Consider the following 12,438-nt stretch of genomic DNA (forward strand, 5'->3'; position numbering starts at 1 on the left):
GCAGCCCGCGCACAGGGGCGCACGAGGGGGCGCACGAGGGGGCGCACGACCGCCTGCCCACGGGTGCTTCGGGGGGCCCGCGGGCCATGCTGCAAGATATGCGCGTGCCACACGCTGACGATGACGCCGCCCGCAGGACGACACTCGACCCGGCGACCATGCGCGCCGCCTACCGCGCGAAAGGCCTCTCGGAGGGGGAGCTCGCCCCCGATCCGTTCATCCAGTTCACCCGCTGGTTCACCGATGTGTCGGACAGCGGGCTGCACGAGCCCAACGCGATGATCGTCTCCACCGCCGATGCGGAGGGCCGCCCCAGCTCCCGCACGGTGCTGCTGAAGCAGTACGACGAACGGGGCTTCGTCTTCTTCACCAACTACGGCTCCCGCAAGGGCCGCGAGCTGGACGCCAATCCGTACGTCTCGCTGCTCTTCCCCTGGCACGGCATCGCCCGCCAGGTGATCGTCTCCGGTACCGCGGAGCGCACCGGGCGCGACGAGACCGCGGCGTACTTCCGTACCCGGCCGCACGGTTCGCAGCTGGGCGCCTGGGCCAGCGACCAGTCGTCCACCGTCGACTCCCGCGAGGACCTGGACCGGATGTTCGAGGAACTGTCGGCCCGCTACCCGGAGGGCGAGGACGTGCCGGCACCGCCGCAGTGGGGCGGCTTCCGGGTGCGTCCCGACGTCGTGGAGTTCTGGCAGGGCAGGGAGAACCGGCTGCACGACAGGCTGCGCTACGTCCGCAAGGACGACGACGGCGGCCGGGCGGCCGGCGACGGCACAGCGGACTGGGACGTCGAACGCCTCTGCCCCTGACGGTCCCCGGGGCTGTGAACACGCAGACGGCCCGTGGGCTGCTCCTCCCGCGCGAGGCGGAAGGCGCCGGTCGGACGAGTCCGACGAGCCCACGGGCCGGGTGACTGCTTGAGATTGGCCGGCGAACCGGCGACACACAGTGTGGCGTCGGCGCTAGGCCGCAACCACCTCACGCGTCCGGTAAGAGTTCATCTGCCGGATCACCTCCTTTCTCGTGTGCCTTGCACGGTAGGTACCGGTACCGACGGGCCGCAAGCGAATTTCGAGGCGGCAACGATTTCCCCGATTGAGGTGTGTGCTGAGTCACGTTCGCGTTGAATGAAGAGTGCACGCAGGCGGCGGCAACGAGAGTTCTGCGACGTCGAGTCCATCGTGTACTGCTTCATCGCGCACAGTGCCAACAGCGCGTACAGCCGGGGGTGTTCAGATGGCCGCACAGTCCCAGACCCATTCCGCTTCCTCATCCGACGGAGACGGAGGCGCCGACGACGAGCTTCTGCTCGCCGCGCTGCTGGACGGCATGGACGCCGCCCTGTGCGCCTTCGACGCGGACGGCATCGTCACCCACTGGAACAGGGAGGCCGAGCGCATCCTCGGCTGGACCCACGAGGACGCCGTCGGACGCCAGGGGCTCGCCGGCTGGGCGGTGCGCGCGGCGGACGCCGAGGAGATCGAGTCGCGGCTGCTCGGCGCCATGCACGCGCCGGGCCGGCAGGTGCACGAGTTCGCGCTGGTGACGAAGGACGGCGGGCGCGTGCTGGTGCGCACCCAGTCGTCCGGGGTGGCCGACGCGGGCGGCAGGCCCTCCGGTGTCTACTGCGCCTTCAGCGAGGTGCACGCGCAGATCGACCTGGAGCGCTCGATCGCCCTGAGCGAGGCCCTGTTCGAGGACGCCTCCTGGGGCGTCGTCCTCGTCGACGCCGATCTGCGGCTGGCCGTCGCCAACGTGCACGCGGCGCAGGCGTTCCACACCACCCGGCAGGGCCTGCTCGGGCGCCCGCTGGGCGAGTTCGTCGACCAGGGCGTCGACGAACTGGAGGGCGCCCTGCAGCACGTCCTGGCCGAGGGAGCCCCGCCCGCGCCGGCCGAGATCTGGCTGACGCTGCGCCCGGAGCGGGCCGGAGCGGAGGGCGGGGCCGACACGGAGGCGGCCCTCCGCCGCTGCTGGCGCAGCGGATTCCTGCGGCTCGCCTCGCCGCTCGCCGAGGAGCCCGTACCGCTGGGCGTGGCCTGGGTGTTCACCGACGTCACGGAGACCAAGCGGTTCGAACAGGAGGCGGCGCGGCTGCGCTTCAGGGACAACCAGCTGCACCGTGCGGCGCGCGCGGCGGCCGAGTGCGAGGACTCCATGGAGGCCGCCGCCGTCCATCTGGACTTCGCCCTGGCCGGGTTCGCCGACCACGCCCTGCTCGACCTGCTCGGGGAGGGCGATCTCGGAGGAGCGTCGTCCGGCGACGGCGGCGGGGACACCGCGGAGGAGTCGGCCCCGTCCCTGGTGCGGGCCGCCGCGACCCCGGTCTCGGCGCCCGGCCCCGTGCCGCCGGTCGAGCCCCGCTTCGCGAGCGGCATCCCCGTCGGCTACGTGGCGGGCCACCCGGCCCTGCAGGCGTACGAGCGCTGCGGTTCGGTCCGCGCGAGCGCGGGCAGCGTGCCCGCGCCGGGCTGGGCGGAGGCCCGCAAGTGGCCCGAGGGCACGGTGCACGGCCTGTGCACGGTGCTGCGCAGCAGGGGCCGGACGCTGGGGGTGGCGACTTTCCTGCGCGGTTCGAGCAGACGGCCCTTCGACCGTTCGGACGCGGCGTACGCGGAGGACATCGCGGTCCGTGTCGCCGCCGCCGTCGACCTCGCCCACGCCACGGGCTGACCGCGCGGGAGCCGGGCGTGCGGCCGGCGCGGGTCCGGGGCGGCGTGGGGGCGGTCCCGCACGGTCAGCGGTAGAAGATGCGGTCCGCGTACTCGTCCATGACCTGCGCGTTCCAGTCGTGGCCGCCGTCCACGTTGCCGGAGCGCAGCAGGGGCGGCGTGATGCCGCGCGCGGCCAGCGATCCGGCCGCCGTGGCGACGACGGCCTGCATCATCGCGCTGGTCACCACCGTCGAAGCGGGTCCGAACGGGGCCTCCACGCCGTCCGCCGACAGCTCCGCGTCGCCCACCGCGACATGGTTGTCCAGCACCACGTCGCAGTGGTCGCGGAGGAACGTGCCCGTCGTATGACGGGACTTGGTGGACTCCGCGTACGCCACGGACGTCAGGCCGACGACCTTCAGGCCCAGCGCCCGCGCGTTCATCGCCATCTCCACGGGCAGCGCGTTGCGCCCGGACAGCGAGATCACGATCAGTACGTCGCCTGCCCGTGCCGGGCTGGAGTCGAGCACTGTGCCGGCCAGTCCGGGGACCCGCTCCAGCGCGCTGCCGAGCGTCGCGGGCCGTACGTCGACGCCGACGACGCCCGGTACGGACAGCAGGTTCATGACGGCGAGGCCGCCGGCGCGGTAGACGACGTCCTGGGCGGGCAGCGACGAGTGCCCGGCGCCGAAGGCGAAGATCCGGCCGCCTTCCGCGACGGTGTCCGCGAGGAGCTCGCCCGCCGACGTCAGATGCGCCTCCTCCGCGTCGCGGACCTTCGCGAGCAGGCCGATCGCGGCGTCGAAGAAGTCTCCCGCCAGGGTGTTCCCACTCATGCCGCATCCCCCTTGGACTCGGTACCGCGTTCTCCCGGGGACGACCCCCGTACCCCCGGCCGGAAGGCCCAGCGGGGTGGTGGGCCCGGACATCACGCGGTGAACCCGAGTGATGCCGGCCTCTGCCGCGCTCACGTTGAGGTCTGGACCAAGGGGCTGTCAATACTGCCGTACGGTCCGCTGCGTCCCCTCCGTGTCCGCGGCTGTGTCCTCCGTCGGCCCGGTCCCGAGCGGTACGGGGCCGGTTCTGTAGCCCCGGCACGGCACGGTTGTCGGTGCGATGCGTCAGAATTGATGCCAGGGCCACCGCACGAACTGACTAGGGGCACGCATGTCCGGACTGATCGACACCACGGAGATGTATCTCCGCACCGTTCTGGAGCTGGAAGAAGAAGGCGTGGTCCCGATGCGTGCCCGGATCGCGGAGCGGCTCGACCAGAGTGGGCCGACGGTCAGCCAGACCGTGGCCCGCATGGAGCGGGACGGGCTGCTCACGATCGCGGGGGACCGGCATCTGGACCTGACCGACGAGGGGCGCAGGCTCGCGACGCGCGTCATGCGCAAGCACAGGCTGGCCGAGTGCCTGCTCGTCGATGTGATCGGCCTGGAGTGGGAGCAGGTGCACGCCGAGGCCTGCCGCTGGGAGCACGTGATGAGCGAGGCCGTGGAGCGCCGCGTCCTGGAGCTGCTGCGGCACCCGAGCGAGTCGCCGTACGGCAACCCCATCCCGGGGCTGGAGGAGCTGGGGGAGAAGTCCGAGGCCGACCCGTTCCTCGACGAGGGCATGGTGAGCCTCACCGACCTGGACCCGGGCGTCGACGGCAAGACCGTCGTCGTGCGGCGCATCGGCGAGCCGATCCAGATGGACGCGCAGCTGATGTACACGCTGCGGCGGGCCGGTGTGCAGCCGGGCGCCGTGGTGAGCGTCAACTCCGGTGCGGCGGGCGGGGTCCAGATCGGCAGCAGCGGCGAGGCCGCCGAGCTGGAGGCGGACATCGCGGCGCACGTCTTCGTCGCCAAGCGCTGATCCGCGCCGTGTGCGCCCTGCCGGGGTGCCGCGTCAATTCCCCTCCGCCGAATGGCCCGTTCGTGGGAAGACGGCACAGCTGAGCTGGCCCTTCGGGAGGCCGGCGGGCCGCGCGAAAACGCCCGGAACAGCCCCTCTCGTACCGGAGTTGGTGGAAACCGAGCGCCCGCGTGCGCGTCGTGCAACGCTGTGGCTACGCACTTTCGCGCGGGGAGGGGAGCCGTCCATGATCCGGCACGTTCCTGACCGGGCCGGGCAGGCGGACCGGCCATGCGAACGCGCATGGGTGCGGCGGGAAGAGCGCGGAAGCCCCGGCGCCATCGGCAGCCGGGGCCCCGCTTCCCCACCCTTGACGACCCGGAGCCCCGAGCTCTCAGGGTCGGTCTCCCTCCCGGATCCTGTCTCCCCCGAGCCGAGCCGGCGAACCCTTGAGTCAGGTCACTCGAACGAGGGGTGTTCCCCGAGACACGGGTACGTTCGAATAGAAGTTCGATAGCGTGACGCTGCGGTCGGATGGAGTGGGGGTGCCAAGACGTATGGTGCGACGGATCAATGTGACCGGTGCGGACGGAGTCCGGCTCGCTGCCTGGGAGTTCGCAGACCCGCCGAAGGGGAGTCACGAGTTCGCGGCCGTCCCGGGTGGGACGGCCGCCGCCGAGGTGGACCGGACTCAGCTGCGGCAGCCGCCCGGAGTGCTGCTGCTGCACGGCCTGATGGGCCGCGCGGCGCACTGGGCGGCCACGGCCCGCTGGCTTTCCGGGCGCTATCGCGCCATCGGCCTCGACCAGCGCGGCCACGGCCGCAGCGACAAACCGGCCGAAGGGCCGTACGACAGGGAGGCGTTCGTCGCCGACGCCGAGGCCGCGATCGAACAGCTCGGCCTCGCCCCCGTCGCGCTCGTCGGGCACTCGATGGGCGCGCTCACCGCCTGGCAGCTCGCCGCCAAGCGGCCCGACCTCGTACAGGCCGTGGTCATCTGCGACATGCGGGCCTCCGCGCTGGGGCAGCAGTCGCAGCAGGAGTGGGAGGAGTGGTTCAAGTCCTGGCCCGTGCCCTTCGCGACGCTCGCTGACGTGCGCAAGTGGTTCGGTGAGGACGACCCCGTGCTGGAGCGCTCCAGTCCCACCCGGGGCGACTTCTACGCCGAGGTCATGGCCGAACGGGCCGATGGCTGGCGGCCGGTGTTCTCCCGGCGGCAGATGCTCGCCGTGCGCGAGGCCTGGGTGCACGACGCGCACTGGGACGAGCTGGCCCAAGTGCGCTGCCCCACGCTGGTCGTCCGGGGAATCGACGGCGAACTGGGGCGCGCCGAGGCGCAGGAGATGGTGCGGGTGCTGCCGCGCGGTATCTACGCCGAGGTGCCCGACGCCGGTCACCTCATCCACTACGACCAGCCCGCCGACTGGCGCCGTGTCGTCGAGCCGTTCCTCCAGGCGGCCCTGGTCAACAACGGCACGTAAGGCGCTGCCGCGCCGCTGAGGCGTGAACTGCCCCGCGTCGTGTGCCCTGTTGCGTGGGTGACGCGGCTGCGGTTCGCGCTGGGGTTTGCGCAGTTCCCCGCGCCCCTGTGCGGGCTTTCGTGGGGCGGTCAGTCGCGGGCCGCGGCGGCCTCGCGGCCGCAGGCGTAGGCCAGCGGCGGCAGCAGTTCGTCCGCGTCCGGCAGCCAGCGGTTGGCCGCGGTCGGCCGGCACGCCCACTGCACCGAGCCCCGGCCGCCCACCCGGCTCGGCGGCGCGGCCAGCCAGCCGCCCTCGCCGTGCGCCGTCAGATCCAGCGCGCCGGGGGCCCAGCCCAGCTTCCGCACCAGGTCCGGCACCTTGGCCGCGCCGCCCGGCAGCACGAAGAAGAGCATCCGCCCGTCCGGGGTGCTGGTGACCGGGCCGAGGGTGAGGTCCATCCGCGCCATCCGGGCCAGCGCCAGACAGCCCGCCGTCTCCGGCACGTCGACCGCGTCGAACGTGCGCCCCGTCGGCAGCAGCACCGACGCGTGCGGCTGCTTTACCCACAGCCTGTGGACAGCGGTCGCGCTTCCGGTCGCCTCGGACGCCCAGTGCCGGTCCGCGGGGTGGGCGCCGGGCGCGGCGCACGCCGTGTCGCCGCAGCTGCAGCGCGGCACTCCGTCGACGGACTCCAGCCAGGTGCCGGCGAACACGTCCCAGTGCCGTTCCTTCGCGTAGCGCCGGGCATGGTCGAGCGGGGTGCCGCGCTGCTCGCCGTCCTGCTGGTCGAGGCCCCGCAGGCCGGGGAAGGGCGGTGTCGCGGTGGCGCCGGGGGTGTCTCCGATGGTCTCTTCCACGCACTTCACAACTTTCCTTGTCAGCAAGGGTTACGGCCCGCGCGGACACGAGCCGGGGGCGTCCGGAGGGGAGCGGAAACCCCCGGTCGCACGGGGTGTCCGGTACGGCGCACGGAAGCACGTCCAGGGGCGCGTGCGCAGACCGCCGGTGTGGGTGGGTAGTTCACCCCTCTGGTGCATTGCCCTGTGAACCGCACGGTATTTCCGAATCTTCGGCATTTGCGGTGGGCAGTGATCATCCAAAGCCTTCATCGGAGGGGGATCACCATGGCCGCCAGGCCGCTCGTCGCGCGGCAGCCAAATGAACGGCTGCAGGCGCTCATTCAGGAAGCCAACTGTTCGAATGCGGGTCTGGCCCGGCGGGTCAACATGTGCGGCGCGGAGCACGGTCTCGACCTGCGCTACGACAAGACGTCCGTCGCCCGCTGGCTGCGCGGGCAGCAGCCGCGCGGGCGTGCGCCCGGCATCATCGCCGAGGCGCTCGGCCGCAAGCTGGGGCGCACGGTCACCATCGACGAGATCGGCATGGCGAACGGCAAGAACCTCGCGTCCGGTGTGGGGCTGCAGTTCGCCCCCACGGTCCTCGGGGCCGTCGAGCAGGTGTGTGAGCTGTGGCGCAGCGACGTGGGCCGGCGGGACTTCCTCACCGGCTCCTCGGTGGCCGTCTCCGCGCTGGTGGAACCCAGCCGCGACTGGCTGATCACCGCGCCGGACGGGCAGGTCGCGCGCAGCGCGGGCGCACGGGTGGGGATGGCCGACGTGGCGGCCGTACAGGAGACGACGCAGGCGCTGTCCGCCCTCGACCACCAATTCGGCAGCGGGCACATCCGTCCCGTGGTCGCCCACTACCTCAACAGCGTGGTGTCCGGGCTGCTTTCGGGCTCGTACAAGGAGTCCGTCGGGCGGGCGCTGTTCGGCTCTGTGGCCAGGCTCACGGAACTCGCCGGCTATATGGCCGTCGACACCGGACAGCACGGCCTGGCCCAGCGCTACTACATCCAGGCGCTGCGGATGGCGCAGGCGGCGGGCGACCGGGCGTACGGCGGGTACGTGCTCGCCGCGAGCATGAGCCACCTTGCCGCGTCCCTGGGAAACCCCCGGGAGATCTCCCAGTTGGCGCGCGCCGCCCAGGAAGGGGCGCGCGGGCAGGTGACACCGCGCGCCGAGGCGATGTTCTGCGCGGCGGAGGCGCGGGGGCACGCGCTGATGGGCGACGCGCGGGCGTGCCGGCATCTGTCCGCGCGGGCCGAGGAGGCGCTGGGACGTGCCGAGGGGTCGGCCCGTTCGGGCGACGACCCGGCGTGGATCGCCCACTTCGACCGGGCCTACCTCGCCGACGAACTCGCCCACTGCCACCGGGACCTGAACGAACCGCAGGGCGCCACGGCACAGGCCGAACAGGCCCTGGCGGGACTGCCGGAGGGGCGTGCGAGGCGGCGTGCGATCGGCCTGTTCCTGCTCGCCAGCGCGCAGTTGCAGCAGCGTGACATCGATCACGCGTGCCACACGGCGACGAAGGCGGCCCAACTGCTGTCAGGGCTGCGGTCGAACCGTGGACTGGAGTACCTGGACGACTTCCGGCAGCGCCTGCAGCCGTTCGGCCAGGAACAGGCCGTACGGGAGTTCTCGGCCCGGCTGGATCTCGCCGCAGTGGCGTGATGGGAGGGATTCACCCACTTCGGACCCCTATAAGAGATGAAGGGTTGGTGTCCCCCGATCGGGGGCGTGGTCGAGCATCCGAGCGACCCGGTAGCGTGACCCGACGATTCCGGAAGCAAGGTTGATCGAGGAGCGCCGGTGACAGCGCAGAGCGGACGTGGACAGGGCGACGAGCCCCTCTACGAGGGAGTCGTGCTGCCGGCGAACGGCGAGCCGTGGACCCTCGAGCAGCAGCACCAGGCCGCCGCCCAGCCCGCGCAGACCCACACCCAGCCCCCGTCCGGCCAGCCGTGGGGCCAGCCCTGGGGGCCCGACGCCTCGGCGCAGCCGCCCGCGGCCCCGCCCGCGGACGCCCCGCCGCAGGGGTGGTCCGGTCCGTCCGGTGCGGGCCCCGCCACGGGCGGGTACGGCGGCTCCGGTTACGAGGCCGCCGGTCACGACGCTTCCGGTTACGGCACGTCCGGTCACGACGCTTCCGGCTATGACGCGTCCGCGTACGGCAGTTCCGGCTATGGCACTGCCGGGTACGACGCTTCCGGTTACGCCGCGTCCGGCTACGGCGCCCCCGGTCCCGCCGCGTCCGGGCAGGCGTGGTCGGGGCAGGCCGGGGGCGATCAGCCCTGGGCGGGCCAGGCGTGGTCCTCCGGGCCCGCCGCGCCCGGCAGTTGGGGCAGCCCCGAGACTCCGGCCGGTACGGGCGCGCCCGCCGCCTGGCCCGAGCAGCAGGGCGCGCCGTCCAGTGCGCCCGGGTGGCAGACCCCGCCCCAGACAGCCCCGCCGATGCCGCAGAACGCCCCGCCGCCGCCCCAGCAGGCCCCGGAGGTCCCCGCGCAGCAGTACGGCGGCCCCCTGCCGGGCAGCCCCTCCCAGGGCGGCCAGGGCGGCACAGCGGCCCCGATGCCGCCCCAGTCCGGTCAGCAGCCGCAGCCCGGTGCGCAGCCGCAGGCTCAGCAGGCGTCGCCGTCGGGGCAGTTGGCGCCGCGGCAGCAGCCGCAGGGTGGTCAGGGTTCGTACGGGCAGCCGATGCCCGAGCAGAACGGCGCCAACTCCGAGGCCACGCAGTACATGCCGCCGGTCGGCGGGCAGCCGATGCCCCAACCGGACGGCGCGGACGCCGAGTCGACGCAGTACATGCCGCCCGTCGGCGGGCAGCCGATGCCGGAGCCCTCCTCGGACGCCACCCAGGCGCTGCGGCTGCCGCAGCCCTCGCAGGGTCAACAGGACGGCCAGGGGCAGGAGTCCGACGCGACGCTCCGTACGCCGCTGCCGCCGGAGTCGGGCGGCGCGGGCGGCGGAGGCCGTGCGCGCGGCCGTGGCCGCGGTGCGCACGCCGCGGGGGCGCAGAACGCCGCGCAGGCGCAGGCCGGGCAGACCCCGCCACCGCCGGCCGCCGCCCCGTACGGGATCCGGCCCGGCACTCCCGGGGACCGGCCGCAGCAGCCGGCCCCCGAGCAGCCGCAGGCCCAGCCGCAACCGCAGCCCCAGCCGCAGGCTCAGCCCCAACAGCAGCCCCAACAGCCTCCGCTGCAGGGGCAGGACGGCGCGCAGCCGCCCGCCGGCTTCGAGAACCTCTTCCGCAGCGAGGCGCCGGCCGCGCCGGACCCGGCCAACGACGCGGGTTCCACGCAGAGCCTGCCGCTCTTCGACCAGGCCGCGGGACAGCAGCAGGGCCGCGCAGCGCGCCGCAACGCCGGGCACGCCGGCGGCCCCGCACCCCACAACGGCGCACCCCACAACGGCGCACCCCACAACGGCGCCCCGCAGAACGGCCAGTACGGCGCTCCGGGCGGCTACGGCGGCGCGGGCTACGGCGCCCCCTCCGGCCCGGGTGCCGGGCAGGGCGGCGGGCGCAGCCGCAGGACGCCCATCCTGATCGGTTCGGGGATCGCGGCGGTCGCCGTGCTCGGCGTGGTGGCCGGTTCCCTGTTCGCCGGCGGCAGTTCGGGCGACGAGGAGCCCTCGGCCAAGGGGTCCACGGCTCCGGCCGCCGACGGCGGCTCCGCCAAACCCGACCCGGCGGAGAAACAGTCCAGGGCGCTGGACGCGCTGCTGAACGACAGCAACAACAGCCGTACGGCCGTGATCCGTTCCGTGGACAGCATCAAGTCGTGCAAGCGGCTCGGCCCCTCCGCCAAGGACCTGCGTGCCGCGGCGGCCCAGCGCAACAGCCTCGTCACCCGGCTGAACAAGCTGGAGACCGCGGAGATACCGGCCATCGGCGCGCTGAAGCCCTCGCTCACCCGCGCCTGGAAGTCCTCCGCCTCCGCCGACGCGCACTACGCGGCGTGGGCGGACGATGTGGCGAAGAAGGGCAAGAAGGGCTGCCACAAGGGCAAGGCCAAGCCGAGCAAGAACGCGGCGGCGGGCAACACCGCCAGCGGGCGCGCGACGGCCGCCAAGAAGGAAGCGGCGGCCGCCTGGAACCCGACCGCCCAGAAGTACGGCCTCAAGCCCCGCCAGTTCGGTCAGCTGTAGCAGCACAGCCGGTCAGCTGCACCAGCGCGACCCCCGGGACCGCGCGGGTGCGGGTCAGTCCTGCTGCCCGCCCTCCAGCGTCTCCTGTACGTCGACGAAGCCGTCCCGTACGCCGGCCAACTGGCCGTTCCGCACCCGCTGATAGGTCACCTTCGTGTTGACGATGCGGGGGAAGTCGTGGGCGGCGAGCATGTCCTGGTAACTCCAGCTGAGCCGCGGTGTCAGCCCGCCCGTGGCGATCGGCTTGCCCGTGTCCAGGGCCTGCCGCACCGCCTTCGCGGTGACGGGCTTGTCGTCCAGCGACTGCAGCACCTGCCGCAGCACGGTGTACGCGATCCACGTGGTCTGCACGCCGGGGTCGGTGGTGTCGATGCGGTTGTCGCCGAAGGCGTGTTCCCGCACGACGTTCTTCATCGGGTTCCACCGGTGGTCGCCCGCGACCGGATACCAGCCCGTCGCGTAGGCGCCCTCCAGCGGACTGTCCGCGCCGCCCGAGCGGTTCACCAGCGACTGCCGCACACTGCCCAGCACGGACGCGGTGCGCACCTGGGGGCTGTCCTCCTGGAGCCGCCGGAACGAGTCGAAGAACGTGTCCGTACGGCCGCCGAGCGGCGCCGTCACGCAGGAACCCGTCGCCTTCCCGCCGTACTTGGCGAAGCCGTACCGCGACGTGTCGGCGCCCGACGCGTCCAGCGCGCGCTGTGCCTGCTCGGTGTACTCGGACGCGGCCTCCGGCGCCCGTACATCGGTGGCGCCCGGCGCGCCGCCGGCCGCGAGACCGGCGTTGAGCAGCGGGGGCATCTGGTCGCCCGCGATGGTGTCCGGGCGTACGAGGGCCGTCTTCGCGCAGCCGCCCGCGGCGAGTTGGTGGCCGTTGCCGGCCATGAGCGCGGGAACGCCCCCGTTGACGGGGTAGGACAGCGGGCTGGTGAACTCCTCTTCGGCGACGCCGTATCCACCGATGTACGGAATGCCGTGCGCTTCCAGGGAGGACATGAAGGAGCGGCCGTGCTGGCTGTAGGAGCCGACCACGGCGACCGCGCCGGCCTTGGCAGCGCGGCCCGCGCAGCGTGCGGCGTGCACGGTGTCGTTGTGGTCGTTGCACGTGATGACCCGCAGCGGGTGGCCGTTGATGCCGCCCTTGGAGTTGATCCAGCGCGCGTACGCCTGCCCCATGGCGGGCATACCCGGCATATTGGTCGCGTTGGTGCCCTCGGGGGCCCAGGTCATCACGGTGACGGGATCGTCGCTGGCCTCTGCTGTCCCGGGAAGCAGGCCGCAGCCGCTCAGCAGGGAGGCGCAGGCGGCCGTCGCGGCGATGAAGCTGGTGCCGCGGCGGCCGGGGCGAATGGTGCGGAGGCGGGAGGACGGGCGCCGAGCGGTCATGTCGCCTCACCCTTCCGCCCCCTGCGTAACTCGGGCGTGCGGCCGCACCAACGAGCGGTGACGACAGGGTGAACTCCGGGGGCCGTGTGAGGGGACCGT

At 73.2% G+C, this 12,438-nt stretch carries 9 protein-coding genes; 6 read left to right on the top strand and 3 right to left on the bottom strand.

Translation table 11 applies throughout. From position 1 onward, the window contains the following. Window positions 1-98 precede the first annotated feature (98 nt). Window positions 99-815 carry a pyridoxamine 5'-phosphate oxidase gene (pdxH, locus tag AC3AGO_RS19725; protein WP_487821536.1) on the top strand — a complete coding sequence of 239 codons (717 nt, stop codon included), beginning with the start codon at window positions 99-101 and terminating at the stop codon, window positions 813-815. 427 nt (window positions 816-1,242) lie between these two features. Then, on the top strand, window positions 1,243-2,679 hold the full coding sequence (locus AC3AGO_RS19730; RefSeq protein WP_487821537.1) for a PAS domain-containing protein: 1,437 nt from the start codon (window positions 1,243-1,245) through the stop codon (window positions 2,677-2,679). A gap of 64 nt (window positions 2,680-2,743) precedes the next feature. On the opposite strand, the gene AC3AGO_RS19735 is transcribed toward AC3AGO_RS19730, so the two are convergent. After that, complete coding sequence (locus tag AC3AGO_RS19735; RefSeq protein ID WP_487821538.1) at window positions 2,744-3,496, bottom strand: SIS domain-containing protein; 753 nt, start codon at window positions 3,494-3,496, stop codon at window positions 2,744-2,746. 331 nt (window positions 3,497-3,827) lie between these two features. On the opposite strand from AC3AGO_RS19735, the gene AC3AGO_RS19740 reads away from it, so the two are divergent. Both AC3AGO_RS19740 and AC3AGO_RS19745 read left to right on the top strand, forming a co-directional pair. Then, window positions 3,828-4,523, top strand: a complete 696-nt coding sequence (locus AC3AGO_RS19740; protein WP_487821539.1) for an iron-dependent transcriptional repressor DtxR — start codon at window positions 3,828-3,830, stop codon at window positions 4,521-4,523. 536 nt (window positions 4,524-5,059) lie between these two features. Beyond that, complete coding sequence (locus tag AC3AGO_RS19745) at window positions 5,060-5,983, top strand: alpha/beta fold hydrolase (RefSeq protein ID WP_487821540.1); 924 nt, start codon at window positions 5,060-5,062, stop codon at window positions 5,981-5,983. A gap of 128 nt (window positions 5,984-6,111) precedes the next feature. On the opposite strand, the gene AC3AGO_RS19750 is transcribed toward AC3AGO_RS19745, so the two are convergent. Then, entirely contained in the window at window positions 6,112-6,819 is a 708-nt protein-coding gene (locus tag AC3AGO_RS19750) for a bifunctional DNA primase/polymerase (protein ID WP_487821541.1), read from the bottom strand. 267 nt (window positions 6,820-7,086) lie between these two features. Here AC3AGO_RS19750 and AC3AGO_RS19755 point away from each other — a divergent pair, with 267 nt between their 5' ends. Next, window positions 7,087-8,478, top strand: coding sequence for an NsdA family TPR-like regulatory protein (locus AC3AGO_RS19755; RefSeq protein ID WP_487821542.1), 1,392 nt, complete (start codon window positions 7,087-7,089; stop codon window positions 8,476-8,478). A 138-nt stretch (window positions 8,479-8,616) separates the two neighbouring features. After that, window positions 8,617-10,953: a hypothetical protein gene (locus tag AC3AGO_RS19760; RefSeq protein WP_487821543.1), complete on the top strand. Its 2,337-nt coding sequence runs from the start codon at window positions 8,617-8,619 to the stop codon at window positions 10,951-10,953. Between the two features lie 54 nt (window positions 10,954-11,007). On the opposite strand, the gene AC3AGO_RS19765 is transcribed toward AC3AGO_RS19760, so the two are convergent. Further along, window positions 11,008-12,339 carry an ABC transporter substrate-binding protein gene (locus tag AC3AGO_RS19765; RefSeq protein WP_487821544.1) on the bottom strand — a complete coding sequence of 444 codons (1,332 nt, stop codon included), beginning with the start codon at window positions 12,337-12,339 and terminating at the stop codon, window positions 11,008-11,010. Window positions 12,340-12,438 lie beyond the last annotated feature (99 nt).

Source organism: Streptomyces sp. BL1, from assembly GCF_057628045.1.

What these genes read in the sequence shown, in the direction of transcription:
- pdxH (WP_487821536.1), top strand. Translation starts at nt 99, where the DNA reads ATGCGCGTGCCACACGCTGACGATGACGCCGCCCGCAGGACGACACTC.
- AC3AGO_RS19730 (WP_487821537.1), top strand. Translation starts at nt 1,243, where the DNA reads ATGGCCGCACAGTCCCAGACCCATTCCGCTTCCTCATCCGACGGAGAC.
- AC3AGO_RS19735 (WP_487821538.1), bottom strand. Translation starts at nt 3,496, where the DNA reads ATGAGTGGGAACACCCTGGCGGGAGACTTCTTCGACGCCGCGATCGGC.
- AC3AGO_RS19740 (WP_487821539.1), top strand. Translation starts at nt 3,828, where the DNA reads ATGTCCGGACTGATCGACACCACGGAGATGTATCTCCGCACCGTTCTG.
- AC3AGO_RS19745 (WP_487821540.1), top strand. Translation starts at nt 5,060, where the DNA reads ATGGTGCGACGGATCAATGTGACCGGTGCGGACGGAGTCCGGCTCGCT.
- AC3AGO_RS19755 (WP_487821542.1), top strand. Translation starts at nt 7,087, where the DNA reads ATGGCCGCCAGGCCGCTCGTCGCGCGGCAGCCAAATGAACGGCTGCAG.
- AC3AGO_RS19765 (WP_487821544.1), bottom strand. Translation starts at nt 12,339, where the DNA reads ATGACCGCTCGGCGCCCGTCCTCCCGCCTCCGCACCATTCGCCCCGGC.